Here is a 14,532-nt window from a genome sequence, read left to right on the forward strand (position 1 = left end):
CAACACAAAATAACTTGGTGATTTTAAAAAACTATTATTAGAAACCATTATTAAAACAAGTTTACAGAAGAAGTTGGTATGGGAGGTAATCTTTTGAATAAAGTTCTGATGTTATGTGCCAGTCCTCGAAAAGAGAGTAACACCATGCATGTTTTGGAAGAATGTGCAAAGAAGATAGAAGAAAATGGTCTTCAAACCGAAATAATATCTTTAAGGCAGAAGAAGATCCGTTCCTGTATTGCCTGTGGAAAATGCGCAGAATTACATCAATGTGCTCTTAAAGACTGTGTTAATGATATCATCGAAAAGATTAAAGAATCAGAAGGTTTCATTATCGGATCTCCCGTATACTTTGGAACTGCCAGGGGAGACCTGATGTCAGCCCTGCAGAGGATTGGGATGGTGAGTATGAAATCCGGAAACTTCCTATCATGGAAAGTGGGAGGACCAATTGCTGTGGCCCGGAGAGGGGGACACACTGCCACAATACAGGAAATGCTCATGTTTTTCTTCATCAACGACATGATCGTCCCGGGAAGCACCTACTGGAACATGGCCTTTGGATTGGAACCCGGAGAGGTTGAAGAAGACCTAGAAGGTGTCGAAACCATCCGTAGATTTGGAGATAACGTTGCGAAACTCATTAAAAAAATAAATGATGATTGATTGAAATGAATAATTAAATATTGAATCATATCCTGATTGATAAATAGATAAAATGCCAGAACAAGAACTTTACCGTAAATTTGCCAATTATTATGATCTCATTTACCAGTGGATGGATTATGAGGGCGAATCAGAATTCATCAAAATGGTTGTTGAAGATTATAAAACCTCTGAAGGTATGGATCTTTTGGATGTAGCCTGTGGAACCGGAGGCCATGCCCAATACCTTCAGGATTCCTTTAACATAGTAGGGCTGGATATAAACCATGAAATGTTGGAAATTGCCCAGGAAAAACTTCCAGGAATAGAATTTGTAGAGGGAGATATGAAAAAAATGGATCTTCCCCACAAATTTGACTCTATCCTCTGCCTGTTTTCAGCCATAAATTACCACACAACCATGGATGAGCTTGAGGGAACTTTCAAAAGATTTTATGAGCACCTGAAATCTGGTGGTGTTCTCATATTTGATCTGGGTTTTTGCACAGAGAATTGGGAAGAAGGCAGGATGTTGGTGGATGCAGTGGTCCAAGGGGATCTGCAATTGGCCCGAATATCACAAAGTCGATTATATCATGGAGTTTTCAATGCCAACTTCGTCTTCCTGGTGAAAGAGGATGGTAAAATGGATTTTGAAATTGACCAGCACCAGATTGGGGTTTTTCCCACTTCAGAAGTTGCAAAGATCCTGGAAAAAACTGGTTTTGAAAATCACATCTACAATGGCTACAATGATCTTCCCTGGGATAAAAAATCTGATGAAAGACCTGTTTTTGTCAGTATTAAAAAATAGTTCAATACGCAGTTCATATGTAGTTTAATTTGTTCAAATAAGTTATTTAAGATAGAAAAATCTTCATACTTCTCAAAATGTAGGAGGAATCATATCATGAAAATTGCGGTTGCAACGTCCGACCATGTCAATGTCGATCACTTCGGCAGAACTAAAGGATTCACCATATATCAGTGGGGTGGGGATGATCCAGAATATATCAAATACATTGAAACTAACATCGACCCTGAAGCCAAACATCAGTGGCAGCAGGGGCTCAGTATTTTGGGAGATTGTGAAGTTGTAATTGCCGCCCAAGCTGGAATGACCGCCAAATATGGGATTAAAAAGGCTAATTTGAAGCTGGTTGAGGATGAAGGAACTGTTGAAGAAGTCCTAAACCGTTTCATAGATCATGAAATGTTTATGAATAAACCTATCTGAGTCAATACTCAACATTTTAACAATAATTCCATTAAAAATCAATCCAGGAACATGTTTTCCAATCATAAAACCAGGATAATGTCTTTAGGATTATCTGGATGTACCATAACCTGGATTTTTCTACCCACTGGGATTGAACCCATATCCAGCAGATTTACGATTTCTTTATGTTCCAATTCGTAGGGTTCATCAAAGGGAGTGGTTATTAAAAGTTTGAATTTGACCTCCGGTTGCTCATTGATGTAAGTGCCAGTCTGTTCCCTGCTCAATATCTCTGCTTCGCCCTTTATACCATCATTGATGAGGAAAGTTTCCCGATCATTGATTCTTTTGTAGTAGTAATAAACTCCAAAGGCCCCCAAAAGTGGAAAAACTATGAATGCACCACCCATCACAAATAAAAAAGTATTGAGTGGATAACCATCATCAGTAAGGGCTTCAGGAGATACCATCATCCCATAAACAATCATTCCCACACCAACCAACAGCATAGGAACAGTAGTTATTATCCAGATTTTATTTGATACTTTCCACATTACATTCCCCCCTACCTTCATAATCGATATTTTACCAGTTATTAATCCATTACCTAAAATTTTTATATATTTAATATTAAATTAACAGTTTCCAAAATTACACTAAGTTTTGAGTCTATTTTAATTGACATGCTACTGATTCAGTCAAAGTTAAATTAGTTATTCAGTTACCTCAACTACTTCCTATGCCAATTCAATGCATATAATCTGTAATATTTTTATTTTTTATTAATTGAAATAATGATCATATAAAATATTAGAATTTTAGATAATTTACAGTAAGACTTTTAGATAATTTGGAGTTGAAAATAGGAAGGTGGTAAAAATGCCTACAGTTCATGTAAATGTATGGAAAGGTTTCAAACAAGAAAATGTCACATATTTAATTGAAAATTTGACTAAAGTCTTTGTAGATTTGGGTATTCCAGCAGACGCTGTGGAAATCCTAATACATGAAGTGCCACAATCGCATTGGGGTATCGGCGGAATACCTGCTTCAGAAAAATTTAAGGACGTTAAAATCCCAGGATGGGATTAATAACTGATACAATAACCTAAAACATTTCCCCAAAGCCCATGTTGGCCAGATTAATGGTTTAATACTGGGTTTATATTTCATTTTTACAGATAATTAATCACGATTATTTATTGAAATCAGGTTGTGAAGATAAATATTGTGAAATGAATAAGTGTGAAATGAATAATTGTGGAATAAAGGTGGTTCAGATATGGAATGCTTTGGAGAAAAATATCTTACACTGGTTTTAGAGATAAATAAACACTTTGAAGGTTACGTGGATTCCTATTTCGGCCCACCTTCCATAAAGGAAAAGGTTGAAAACTCAAAAAAGAAGCCCATCTGTAATTTAAAAGATGATCTTAATGAATTAGTTAATTTGATCCCTGAAGATGGTAAAAGGGGAAAATATCTGGAAAAGAATTTGCAATCCATTGATTTCACCTTGAGGATGCTTGATGGTGAAATATTTGATTTTTACGATGAAATTGAAGGCATTTTCGACATCAGCCCCAGAATTATGGGTGAAAATGAGATTTTTCAAATAACAGAACCACTTAAAGAACTGCTTCCCCCTGTAAAGGATGATAAAAATGATACAGACCTATACTCAAATTACATGAACTGGGTTGAAAAGTTTCGCCTGAGTGAAGCTGAATTGATTAAAACATTTAATTTAACCCTGGAAGAAGTTAGAAAACGATCTCAGGAAATTTTTGAACTGGTTGAAGGGGAAAATGTTGAGATTAACTACGTTTCAAACCAGCCCTGGAAGGCTTACAATTATTTTTTAGGCAATGCTCGTTCTAAAATAGATGTCAATGTTGACTACTCCTATTATGCTTTTGAAATTCCCCGTATCCTGGCCCATGAAACTTATCCTGGGCATCATCTTCTCCTGCAGCTTCGTGAACAAATTCTTTACAAAGAAAAAGGATATTTGGATGCAGCGGTGTGCACTTTACAATCTCCTCTGAATGTAATTGCAGAAGGCAGTGCTAATCTGGCAGCAGAAATCATTTTTTCAGATGATGAACTTTATCAATGGATGGGAGAATTTCTTTTACCTGAACTGAACATGCCTCTATCAAAACCAGATGAACTTGAAACATTTTACCAGGCCCTGAAAACGGTAGATAAACTCCAGATACCAGGCCTTTCCTTCAGCATTGTGACCAACACTGCCATTAAATATTACAGTGGAGAACTAGATAAAAAAGAAGCAGTTGATTATCTTCAGGAGTACGGCCTGGTAAGCAGAGACACTGCATCATCTACTGTAGAAATGATGATGATGCCCCTTTTCAGATCCTATATGACCATCTACTCAGAAGGTTACCTTCTGGTGAAAGATTATGTAACCCGAGACAACTGTGAAGAACGGTTCAAAAAACTCTTAACCAAAAATATTTTACCTTCCTGGTTGTAAATAACCTTCAAGTTATAGATAAACCTCATCTGTGGATGAATTGTCGGTTAAATTATTAAATAATATTGAATTAAACGAAATTACCAAAAGAGATTACAACAAAAATAATAATACTAATAAAATTATCAAAAGAATATATGAAAACACAACATCTGTAAGAACTCACCCCAACTAATGATTTTTTTTCTTCCCCTTCTTCCCTTTGACAATATTTATAAACCATGAATGAGAGTTATAATAAATGATTCTAAACTTTTAGATTGGTTATGATTTTTCATATTATATCTAGAACTATGAGTTCTATATAGAGTATTACAATTGTACGACAGTAAAGTGATTAGTATGGCTAAAGCAAGACGTAGAAGAGTTAGAGATACTTGGAAAGATAAACAATGGTACACGATTACTACTCCTAAAGAATTTGGAGATGCCAATATAGGCACCACCCCTGCCCGGGACCCTGAAATGCTCCTGAAAAGAAGGGTTGAATCTACTATGAGGGAGCTTACCGGTGACTTTAGTAAACAGTATGTGAAACTTAAATTCCAGATCAGTGAAGTGGCTGGAGACACTGCCACCACCCGTTTTATAGGTCACCAGGTCACCAGTGACTATGTCAGAAGCATGATCAGGAGAGGAACCAGCCGGATAGATTCCATAGTCAGTGCGGAAACCCAGGATGGGCAAAAAATGAAGATCCATGTTCTGGCTATCACCATCAAAAGGGCCAAATCCTCCCAGCAGCGTTACATCCGCGAAACCATAGAAAAACTAGTACAGGATGCTGCTAGTGAGAAAAACTTTGTAGAACTGGTGGAAGAAATAATAGGTGGAAAATTGGCCTCCTATGTTTACCATGAAACCAAGAAGATCTACCCGCTTAAAAGGGTGGAAATTATCAAGACCAAAGTAGTTGACGAACAAAAGGCATAAACTGGGAGATAGATGATTATCTGGGAATATGTAGTTCTCCTGGTGATCATAGGGCTTATTACCTATGCTAAAAAAGCCCTGGATCTCCTGGGATCCATCTTCATGATCATAATGGGAGTGATCATCATCTTCGCAGCCGGTGCAAACTGGCTTTTTTTAATATTTTTATTTTTAATTCTGGGAGTTGGATTCACCAGATACAAACACGATTATAAAAAAGAGATCGGGGTATGCGAAGGAACCAGAACCATTAAAAACGTGATCTCCAATGGCATTGTCGCATTCGTTATGGCTGCCTTTGGTAATTATGCAGGATTTATAGGTTCCATCGCCACTGCCACTGCTGACACCATGGCTAGTGAAGTAGGAGTGGTTACAACTCCACGCCTTATAACTAACTTTAAAAAAGTTCCTCCAGGCACTGATGGAGGAATTTCAGTGGTTGGAACTGTAGCAGGAATCCTTGGAGCCGGATTAATCGGTTTAGCCGCCTACATGTTAGGAGTGTATCCTGATTTATGGAGAACCATGACAATAGCAGTGGTAGCAGGAACTTTTGGCTGTTTTGTTGACAGTATACTTGGGGCTGGGCTGGAAATAAAAGGTTACCTTAACAATGAACACGTTAATCTCCTTGCCACTTTAGCAGGAGCTTTATTGGGTAATTTAATGGTATGGATAGTATGGTGATAAAATGAAGGGAATTATAATGATAATCGATGGGATGGCAGATCGTCCTCTGGAGGAATTAGGGAATAAAACCCCTTTAGAAGCAGCAAAAACTCCTAACATGGATCGAATGGCTCAATTAGGGATTAATGGAATTATGGACTCCATAAAACCAGGAATAAGACCTGGGAGTGATACAGCCCACCTATCCATACTTGGTTATGATCCCTATAAGGTTTACACTGGACGAGGCCCATTTGAAGCGGCTGGAGTCGGAGTAAATGTACTTCCTGGAGACATAGCCTTTCGATGTAATTTTTCCACTGCCAATGAAGAAGTTATAATTACTGATAGAAGAGCCGGGCGGATAAGGGAAGGTACAGCTGATTTAGCAAACACGCTTAATTCTATGGAACTTGAAGAAGACGTTGAAGTCATATTTAAGGAATCCACCGGCCACCGTGCAGTTCTAGTTTTAAGGGGTGAAGGTTTATCTGACCAGGTTTCAGATGCTGATCCCAAACATGATGGTAAAAAAGTGAAAGAAGTGGTGGGATTGGATGGTTCCCCCGATGCCAATAGAACTGCAAACATCTTAAATAAAGTAATCCAGAAGTCTTATGATCTTCTAAAGGACCATCCCATTAATGTAAAGCGAAGTGAAACTGGAAAACCCCCTGCCAACATCATATTACCTCGTGGTGCAGGTGCAGTTCCTGAAGCAGAACCTTTTAATGAAAAATATGGCCTTAAATCCGCGTGTATTGCTGAAACAGGACTTATACAGGGAATTGCAAATATTGTGGGCATGGACATCATAGAAGTTGAAGGAGCCACTGGTGGAGTGGACACCAATCTGGACAATATCACAGATAGCATTATTAAAAATGCAACACTTGATTATGATTTTATTCTTATCAACATAGATGGGGCAGATGAAGCTGGGCACGATGGAAACCTAAATGAAAAAGTTCAGTTCCTGGAAAAAGTGGATGATGTTGTAGGGCGAGTAATGGAAGTTGAAGATCTTTATTTCATCCTAACTGCGGATCATTCCACCCCAATTTCGGTTATGGATCACACTGGAGACCCGGTTCCCCTGATAATTAAAGGTCCAGATGTCCGGGTGGATCAAGTTGATGAATTCAATGAGAGGGCTGCTACCCAGGGGGGTATGTGCAGGATTAGGGGTAGTGACATTATGAACATACTTATGGATCTCATGAACCGATCCAGCAAATTCGGAGCGTGAGACATTGGAACCTAACATTCCAAAACTCTTCGGCACCTCTGGAATAAGGGGGAAAGTAGGAGACGAAATAACTCCAGAACTAGCTTTAAATGTAGGAAGAGCCATTTCAACCTATCTTGGTATAGGACATGACGTGGTTATGGGATATGACACCAGAACTTCAAATCTGATGCTGGAAAGAGCGGTTAGTGCTGGTATCTTGCAAGGAGGGTGTAATGTTTTGAGTGTGGGAATGGTTCCCACACCAATAGTAGGTTACGCCACCATGAAACTTGGAGCCAATGCTGGAGTAATGATTACTGCATCTCACAACCCTTCCCCAGACAATGGAATTAAACTGTGGAATCCTGATGGTATGGCTTATCTTCAAAAACAGGAAAGAATTATTGAAAAGATAATCCACGAAAAAAAGTTTTTTAATGCATCCTGGCAAGATATTGGGAAGATTAGAGATGTGAGTGCTGTAGTCAATGATTATATTGAAGATCTGCTGGATTCAGTGAATATTGCACCAGGTCTTAAGGTAGTTGTTGATTGTGCAAATGGTGCTGCTTCTTATCTATCTCCTTTGATCCTTAGAAAAGCTGGTTGTCAAGTAGTCAGTTTAAATGCACAACCAGATGGGTTTTTCCCAGGGAGAAAACCAGAACCTTCCGCTGCCAACCTGCAAGAACTCATGAAAGTAGTGAAAGCCACAGGAGCGGATTTGGGAATAGCTCATGATGGTGATGCAGATCGAATGGTGGCCGTGGATGATGAGGGTAGAATGGCAGATTTCGATAAACTTTTAGCCCTGGTATCAGCAGAAATAGGTGGTTGTGTGGTTACCACCGTGGACGCCTCAGCCTGCATTGACCGTACTATGAAAGAAGTAGAGGGCACCGTGGAAAGGACTAAAGTGGGTGATGTGCACGTGGCAGAGATGATCCATGATATAAATGCAACTTTTGGAGGCGAACCATCTGGAACATGGTTACATCCACAGTTTTGCATGTGTCCTGATGGTATATTATCTGCCCTCCGGGTTATAGAACTGGTTCAAAATAAAGGACCCCTGTCAAAGCTTCTGGATGATATAGTAAGTTATCCTACAATTAGAGATAAAATAAATTGTCAGGACTACCAGAAAGAAAAAATCATGCAAATGGCAGAAACTGATCTTTCCTCACTTTTTGATGATGTGGTGGATGTCAACCTTAAAGACGGAGTTAGAATTTCTTTTTCTGATGGAAGTTGGGTTCTTGTTAGACCTTCTGGGACAGAATCATTCATCAGAATAACTTTAGAGGGAATGACAGAGGATAAAGCTCAGATAATACATGAAAAATCCGCAAGATTCATAGAAAAGTTCATATAGAACTTTATTTTTAGATATTCCTGACTATCATATTTTTATGTGACTGTTGGCCATTACAACAAAAAAAAATTCTTAAAAATTAGAAGAGGAGTTCTTATGAGGGCAGTTATACTTACCGCAGGTGAAGGGACCAGAATGAGGCCATTAACACTCACCAGGCCGAAAACTATGCTCCCCGTAGGTGGAAAACCACTTTTAGAATACAATGTCGAAGCTTTGCGGGAAGCCGGAATAAAAGACATTATCATGGTGGTTGGTTACCAAAAAGAGTCTGTAGAGGAATATTTCAAAGACGGAAGCAGATTAGGAGTTAATATTAGTTATATAACTCAAGAAAAACGTTTAGGTACGGCTCACGCCATAGGACAGGCGGCTGAGACAGTGAGTACTGATAATGATGCTATTATAGTGACCAATGGCGATATAATTCTTGCTAATTCCCTGATAAAAAGTTTGATTGGCAAATATAATGAATCTCAAGCACAATCAATTCTTGTTTTAACAGAAGTGGATGATCCTTCTTCATTTGGCGTTGTAGAAATTGAGGAGGATCATATAAAAGATATAATGGAAAAACCATCCCCTGGGGAGGCTCCCAGTAACCTGATTAACGCCGGCATCTACCTTTTTGATCAGACCATATTCCAGGCAATAGAAAAGACTGAAAAATCAGAAAGAGGAGAATATGAAATAACAGATTCCCTTAAAATTCAGATCAGTCAAGGTGATAATGTTTTAGGCCTCATATCCCATGATAAATGGATCGATGTGGGGCGTCCCTGGGAATTTTTAGAATTGAATGAACATTATTTAGAAAAATCAGAATCTGTGATTGAAGGGGAAATAGAAGATGGTGTTACCATTCACGGCCCCATCATACTGAAAGAGGGGAGTATTATCCGATCTGGCACCTACATAATGGGGCCAGTTTACATCGGGGAAAACTGTGATATTGGACCCAACACCTTCCTCCGTAAGCACACTTCAATTGGTGATGACGTCAACGTTGGTAACGCTGTTGAAATTAAAAATTCAATAATTATGGACGGAACCAACGTAAACCACCTTTCTTATGTGGGTGACTCAATTATTGGGGCCGATTGTAACATTGCCGCAGGTACAAATATTGCCAACCTCCGTTTCGATGATGGAGGTGTTAAAGTCACAGTTAAAGGGAAAAGAATCAACAGTGGAAGGCGTAAAATGGGTGTTATATTCGCTGATGGAGTTAAAACAGGCATCAACACCAGTTTCAACCCAGGAGTGACTGTTGGTTTAAATTCATCAGTGGGTTCCGGTGCCATAATCTACCGGGACATACCTGACAATAAAGTGGTTATACATCACCAAATGCAGGAGATGAAAGATAAAAAGTGACTTGGCCTGGAATAGTGCTCCCATCATCTTTTATCACTTACCCCTCATCCCTCATCAATTATTTTATAGATGTAATTTGCAAATTAAGTTTCAACATAAGTTTTTCCTGTTATGAAATGTTTTTATGAATTAAATGCATAAGTTTAGGTATGATACATCCTACTGTCCAAATTTTCCCAGGGGCCTATACCATTGGCAAAGTTTCCATTGGTGAAAATTCTTCTATATGGTATAATGCTGTGATTAGGGGAGATATAGAATCCATAACCATCGGTGATTTTTCTAATGTGCAAGATAACTGCGTACTACACTCTTCAAAAGGTTTTCCCATGAAATTAGGGGATTACGTCTCGGTTGGACATGCTGCAGTGCTTCATGGTTGTAAAGTGGATGATAATTGCATTATAGGAATGAATGCTACACTTCTAAATGGTAGCCATGTTAAAAAGAACAGTATCATTGCTGCCGGGTCAGTGGTAACCGAGAGTAAAGTTTTCCCTGAAGGTAGCTTGATAATAGGTGTTCCTGCCAGGGTAGTGCGCAAACTCAGTGAAGAAGAATTTAAAAAGATCAAAGACAATGCTGTACGTTATTCCAATCTTAAATTAGAACCATAGATTAAAAAAAGGTGTTGATGACTAATATTTTCAGGATGGAAGTTTAAAAGAGTTTAAAATTAATAAATAGGTTCAATATAAAGATGAATAAAGATTGAATAAAAAATTAGGATTGAAAATTGAAATAGGATGGATTGATTTAATGGTTAAAATAAATAAGACAGTTAAAGAACTTGATCCTTACGTTCCAGGCAGATCAAATGCAGATCTGGCTCGTGCTTATGGTCTGGATCCCACAACTATAATCAGAATGGGATCTAATGAAAATCCTGTGGGACCATCACCCATGGCAATAGATGTCCTTAAAAGAAATCTTCACCTAATTAACGCTTATCCTGAATCCAACATCGACGATTTAAAATGTCGTATTGCTGAGTATGCACATGTCAGTCCTGAAAAGGTGATTGTGGGTGGAGATGGTGCAGATGAAATATTGGATGTTCTGGCCAAAACATTGATTGAGCCTGGTGATGAGTACATTGTCCATCCCCCATCTTACATGTACTATGAGTTTACATTCAACATACACGGGGCAGTGCCAGTTTATGCCCGCTGGGATATTCAGGAAAATCGTCTGGATGTGGATTCTGTGCTGGAAGCCATCTCTCCTAAGACAAAAATAATCTTCTTGTGCAACCCTAACAACCCCACCGGCGGATTAATCGAAACCCAAGATATTAAAACCATCTTAAAGAGTACTGATGCTTTGGTAGTGGTTGATGAAGCTTACTGGGAGTTTTCTGGTGTCAACAATCTGGATCTCCTTGATGAATATGATAATCTTTTTATCTTAAGAACCTTCTCTAAAGTAATGGGACTTGCCGGTATGAGGATCGGCTATGGAATAGGTCAGGAAAACTTTATTGAATACATGCACCGGGTTAAACCTGTTTTTAGCCTCACTAAACTTTCATATATCTCAGCATTAGCCACTCTAAATGACACAGAATATATTAAAACATCCACCCAACTATCCATTGAAAGTCGCGATTTTTTATACAACAAAATGTCCAAATTTCCGGAATTAAATGTATTAAAGTCATTTGCCAACTATATACTGGTTGATATACGTAATACAGGGATGACTTCCAAACAAATCACGGAAAAACTTATGGAAAATGGCATTATAGTTAGAGATTGTAGTTCTTTCCGTGGATTAGATGATTACTGGATAAGGGTAAGTGTGGCAACCCTACAAGAGGATGAAAAGTTTATTAGTGTTCTTGGAAATATTTTAGGACGGTAAAATGAAAGATTCCATGATTATTGGAGGTACAATATTTTCTTCACTTGAATACCCCAGTAAAATGTCCCTGGTTATATTCACTGGTGGTTGCCTGTTACGATGTCCTTACTGCCATAACCCTGAGATCATTGAGGGTGGAGAAAATGCTTCACTCTTAAATGTTAAAAAAGAGATTGATGAGGCTCTGGACTTTATTGATGCAGTGGTTATCACTGGAGGAGAACCTTTAATGCAGGCAGAAGAAGTTGGTGGGTTATTAAACTACTCTCAGAAAAAGGGATTGAAAACAAAATTAGACACCAATGGATGTTACCCTGAAAGAATTTCCAAAATAATAGACTCTGTTGATTACATTGCCCTGGATATTAAAGCTCCTTTCTACAAGTATGGGGAAGTTATTGGTGCAGAAATTGGTGATAAAGTAACCGAAAGTATGAACCTGGTTTTTGATTCTGACTGTTACCTGGAATGTAGAACTACCTATGTCCCTGGACTCCTGGAACCATCAGACATAACAGAAATTGCTAAAAGCATCCAATGTGATATTTACACCCTACAACAGTTTAGAAACAAGATCGTCCTTGATGAAAAACTAAAAAAAACACCCAATCCTTCTCCAAAGGAGCTTTACAAAATTGCTAAACAAATAAAGCCCATTTTGGGAAAAGTAAAGGTTAAAACATCTGAATTTGGTGACGAGATATTTTGAGTGAAAAATAATTAGTTATTTTATTAGATGAATTAGTTATAAAAATTTAGTTATAAAAAAAATAAATCAAATATATGTCAAGTAACGTCTTTAATCATATTAATAACCAAGTGGAGGTTGTAAAATACCTATCCTGTTGTTTGGAAGCCGTCACCTAGACCTTATAACTGGCGAAAAGACTACCACCATCAGAAAGATATGGAAAAAACCATTATCCCAGGGAGATCGTCTGCATTGTTACTGGAACCTAGTTTCCAAGGAGCGAAAAAAGCTTTTTGAAGCGGAAGTAACCGATGTGGAGGTGACCAAATTCGCTGATCTGGTTAAAAACGATGAGTTGGCTTGTGAAGAAGGGTTTAATGATGCTTCCGAGTTAGAATCCGAATTCAAGAAAATGTATCCGGAGCATACCAGTGATGAGTCGCTCTTTCAGGTTATCAGATTCCATAAACTCCCCATGAATGAATGGGAAGGAGCGCAAATCAATGAAAAAGCCATGATCACTAAAAGAGCAGATATACTTTTTGATGTTGGGAAATTTGATAAATCTGTGATATGTTATTCTGCAGCCCTAAAAATTGATCCTGATGATGTTTACATTTTAAACAAAAAAGGAGACAACCTTTCACGACTAGGAAACTTTCAGGAAGCCCTTAAATGTTACGATCAGGCCCTGCGAATGGAACCTGATAATGGATATATCTGGAATAATAAAGCAATAGCTCTTTTGAATTCTAACCGGCCAGAAGATGCCTTAAAAGCCAGTGATAATGCCATGGAGATTGATGAAAATAATTTAATTGTTCTGTACTGGAGAGGTTTTATTTTTGAGATGTTAGGACGTTTTGATGATGCGCTTAAATGTTATGATAAAATCTTGGATCTAAACCCCAATGATCCAGAAGCATGGAATGCCAAAGGAAACCTTTTATCCCAAATTGACAGGGCAGAAGATGCTCTGGAATGTTATGATCATTCTTTAGAGCTTTGCCTGGAAGATGAACCTGATGCTTCCACTTGGAACCGCAAAGGTAATGCGTTAATGGAGTTAAATCGTTTCAAAGAAGCTGTGGAGTGTTATGATAAAGCTCTTTCCATGGAACCGGATAATGAAATTTTTTTAAGTAATAAAGGAGTGGCATTCATGGAACTAAACCGTTTTGAAGAAGCTGTTCTGTGTTTCAAGAAAGTCCTTATCATTAACCCCAACAATGGAGATGCTCAGATTTTAATGGACGAATGTCTGGAAAATCTCTAGAACTTTTTAATCATAAGTATCTCAATGATTTTATATCTGTTTTTAGTCACTTCCACTTAACAAACCACCTATAGCTCCGCCAACACCCATCAAAACTATATTCACAATTAGTGAAACAATTACTATTGTAAATCCAGTCACCACTCCTGTTGCAAGGCCAGCTACTCCTCCAAAGATGGTTCCTCCCACAATCAGGAGTATGGCCAGAACTATGGATCCAAAGGCACCGGCAACTGTAGCATTCCATAAACCGCCTATAATGCCATCATGCACCCAATATCCAACTATAAATCCGGCTATGAACAGACCAAGGTTGACACCCCAATACTGATTCACATAAATTCCAAACAAATTACCCAAAATTATTGCCAGAATAAAACCCACAACTACAGGTCCCCATTTTACCATTATTCATTCCTCCATCATAGATTTAATTTTCCCAGGTTTTCCATTTGACTAACTTACAGAATATTTGTCTATTGAATAGTGAATAATCTGTAATTATTGATCTGTTGTTTCTGTTATTTTAAATAATCAATTTAATGTAAAAAAAATCATGACCAATCATTTTAGTATTGTAAACAAATATCCTCATTCCATAGTTCAGGACGCTCTGAAATGAATGTTTCTAGCATCTTTTTACATGATTTGAGGTTTATAGTTAACGACATAGAAAATTTTATATAATGCAGGTTTTATATTTACTTATATGAAGAGAAAGCCAACTATAAATAAGGATTTTACAAGTGT

16 protein-coding genes are annotated in these 14,532 nt (G+C 38.0%); 14 read left to right on the plus strand and 2 right to left on the minus strand.

Features of this window, described 5'->3' with window-relative positions; all coding sequences use genetic code 11:
• Positions 1-93 precede the first annotated feature (93 nt).
• The 3 genes from J2743_RS07540 to J2743_RS07550 all read left to right on the plus strand — a co-directional run bounded on the left by J2743_RS07540 (position 94) and on the right by J2743_RS07550 (position 1,882).
• Entirely contained in the window at positions 94-666 is a 573-nt protein-coding gene (locus tag J2743_RS07540; protein ID WP_209625962.1) for a flavodoxin family protein, read from the plus strand.
• Between the two features lie 52 nt (positions 667-718).
• Positions 719-1,459, plus strand: a complete 741-nt coding sequence (locus tag J2743_RS07545; protein ID WP_209625963.1) for a class I SAM-dependent DNA methyltransferase — start codon at positions 719-721, stop codon at positions 1,457-1,459.
• Between the two features lie 96 nt (positions 1,460-1,555).
• Positions 1,556-1,882, plus strand: coding sequence for a NifB/NifX family molybdenum-iron cluster-binding protein (locus tag J2743_RS07550; RefSeq protein ID WP_209625964.1), 327 nt, complete (start codon positions 1,556-1,558; stop codon positions 1,880-1,882).
• A 62-nt stretch (positions 1,883-1,944) separates the two neighbouring features.
• Here J2743_RS07550 and J2743_RS07555 read toward each other — a convergent pair whose 3' ends face one another.
• Positions 1,945-2,418 carry a hypothetical protein gene (locus J2743_RS07555; RefSeq protein ID WP_209625965.1) on the minus strand — a complete coding sequence of 158 codons (474 nt, stop codon included), beginning with the start codon at positions 2,416-2,418 and terminating at the stop codon, positions 1,945-1,947.
• A gap of 325 nt (positions 2,419-2,743) precedes the next feature.
• Here J2743_RS07555 and J2743_RS07560 point away from each other — a divergent pair, with 325 nt between their 5' ends.
• The 11 genes from J2743_RS07560 (at position 2,744) to J2743_RS07610 (ending at position 13,782) form a co-directional block, all read left to right on the plus strand.
• Positions 2,744-2,956, plus strand: coding sequence for a tautomerase family protein (locus J2743_RS07560; protein ID WP_209625966.1), 213 nt, complete (start codon positions 2,744-2,746; stop codon positions 2,954-2,956).
• Positions 2,957-3,146: 190 nt separating this feature from the next.
• Complete coding sequence (locus J2743_RS07565) at positions 3,147-4,364, plus strand: hypothetical protein (protein WP_209625967.1); 1,218 nt, start codon at positions 3,147-3,149, stop codon at positions 4,362-4,364.
• 342 nt (positions 4,365-4,706) lie between these two features.
• A complete protein-coding gene (locus tag J2743_RS07570) occupies positions 4,707-5,297 on the plus strand; it encodes a 30S ribosomal protein S3ae (protein ID WP_209625968.1) in 591 nt (196 codons plus the stop codon).
• Positions 5,298-5,309: 12 nt separating this feature from the next.
• Complete coding sequence (locus tag J2743_RS07575) at positions 5,310-5,987, plus strand: TIGR00297 family protein (RefSeq protein ID WP_209625969.1); 678 nt, start codon at positions 5,310-5,312, stop codon at positions 5,985-5,987.
• A 4-nt stretch (positions 5,988-5,991) separates the two neighbouring features.
• A complete protein-coding gene (locus tag J2743_RS07580) occupies positions 5,992-7,218 on the plus strand; it encodes a 2,3-bisphosphoglycerate-independent phosphoglycerate mutase (RefSeq protein WP_209625970.1) in 1,227 nt (408 codons plus the stop codon).
• 4 nt (positions 7,219-7,222) lie between these two features.
• A complete protein-coding gene (gene glmM / locus J2743_RS07585) occupies positions 7,223-8,575 on the plus strand; it encodes a phosphoglucosamine mutase (RefSeq protein WP_209625971.1) in 1,353 nt (450 codons plus the stop codon).
• A 96-nt stretch (positions 8,576-8,671) separates the two neighbouring features.
• Entirely contained in the window at positions 8,672-9,952 is a 1,281-nt protein-coding gene (glmU, locus tag J2743_RS07590) for a bifunctional sugar-1-phosphate nucleotidylyltransferase/acetyltransferase (RefSeq protein ID WP_209625972.1), read from the plus strand.
• Positions 9,953-10,101: 149 nt separating this feature from the next.
• Complete coding sequence (locus tag J2743_RS07595) at positions 10,102-10,569, plus strand: gamma carbonic anhydrase family protein (RefSeq protein WP_209625973.1); 468 nt, start codon at positions 10,102-10,104, stop codon at positions 10,567-10,569.
• A gap of 142 nt (positions 10,570-10,711) precedes the next feature.
• Positions 10,712-11,815, plus strand: a complete 1,104-nt coding sequence (hisC, locus tag J2743_RS07600) for a histidinol-phosphate transaminase (RefSeq protein ID WP_209625988.1) — start codon at positions 10,712-10,714, stop codon at positions 11,813-11,815.
• A gap of 1 nt (position 11,816) precedes the next feature.
• A complete protein-coding gene (locus tag J2743_RS07605) occupies positions 11,817-12,524 on the plus strand; it encodes an anaerobic ribonucleoside-triphosphate reductase activating protein (protein WP_245248137.1) in 708 nt (235 codons plus the stop codon).
• 124 nt (positions 12,525-12,648) lie between these two features.
• Positions 12,649-13,782 carry a tetratricopeptide repeat protein gene (locus J2743_RS07610; RefSeq protein WP_209625990.1) on the plus strand — a complete coding sequence of 378 codons (1,134 nt, stop codon included), beginning with the start codon at positions 12,649-12,651 and terminating at the stop codon, positions 13,780-13,782.
• 42 nt (positions 13,783-13,824) lie between these two features.
• Here the strand turns inward: J2743_RS07610 and J2743_RS07615 are convergent, their stop codons facing one another.
• A complete protein-coding gene (locus J2743_RS07615; protein ID WP_209625974.1) occupies positions 13,825-14,190 on the minus strand; it encodes a DUF5518 domain-containing protein in 366 nt (121 codons plus the stop codon).
• Between the last annotated feature and the right edge of the window lie 342 nt (positions 14,191-14,532).

The organism is Methanobacterium petrolearium (assembly GCF_017873625.1).
Classification (GTDB): domain Archaea; phylum Methanobacteriota; class Methanobacteria; order Methanobacteriales; family Methanobacteriaceae; genus Methanobacterium; species Methanobacterium petrolearium.

What these genes read in the sequence shown, in the direction of transcription:
- J2743_RS07545 (WP_209625963.1), top strand. Translation starts at nt 719, where the DNA reads ATGCCAGAACAAGAACTTTACCGTAAATTTGCCAATTATTATGATCTC.
- J2743_RS07550 (WP_209625964.1), top strand. Translation starts at nt 1,556, where the DNA reads ATGAAAATTGCGGTTGCAACGTCCGACCATGTCAATGTCGATCACTTC.
- J2743_RS07555 (WP_209625965.1), bottom strand. Translation starts at nt 2,418, where the DNA reads ATGTGGAAAGTATCAAATAAAATCTGGATAATAACTACTGTTCCTATG.
- J2743_RS07560 (WP_209625966.1), top strand. Translation starts at nt 2,744, where the DNA reads ATGCCTACAGTTCATGTAAATGTATGGAAAGGTTTCAAACAAGAAAAT.
- J2743_RS07565 (WP_209625967.1), top strand. Translation starts at nt 3,147, where the DNA reads ATGGAATGCTTTGGAGAAAAATATCTTACACTGGTTTTAGAGATAAAT.
- J2743_RS07570 (WP_209625968.1), top strand. Translation starts at nt 4,707, where the DNA reads ATGGCTAAAGCAAGACGTAGAAGAGTTAGAGATACTTGGAAAGATAAA.
- J2743_RS07575 (WP_209625969.1), top strand. Translation starts at nt 5,310, where the DNA reads ATGATTATCTGGGAATATGTAGTTCTCCTGGTGATCATAGGGCTTATT.
- J2743_RS07580 (WP_209625970.1), top strand. Translation starts at nt 5,992, where the DNA reads ATGAAGGGAATTATAATGATAATCGATGGGATGGCAGATCGTCCTCTG.
- glmU (WP_209625972.1), top strand. Translation starts at nt 8,672, where the DNA reads ATGAGGGCAGTTATACTTACCGCAGGTGAAGGGACCAGAATGAGGCCA.
- J2743_RS07595 (WP_209625973.1), top strand. Translation starts at nt 10,102, where the DNA reads ATGATACATCCTACTGTCCAAATTTTCCCAGGGGCCTATACCATTGGC.
- hisC (WP_209625988.1), top strand. Translation starts at nt 10,712, where the DNA reads ATGGTTAAAATAAATAAGACAGTTAAAGAACTTGATCCTTACGTTCCA.
- J2743_RS07605 (WP_245248137.1), top strand. Translation starts at nt 11,817, where the DNA reads ATGAAAGATTCCATGATTATTGGAGGTACAATATTTTCTTCACTTGAA.
- J2743_RS07615 (WP_209625974.1), bottom strand. Translation starts at nt 14,190, where the DNA reads ATGGTAAAATGGGGACCTGTAGTTGTGGGTTTTATTCTGGCAATAATT.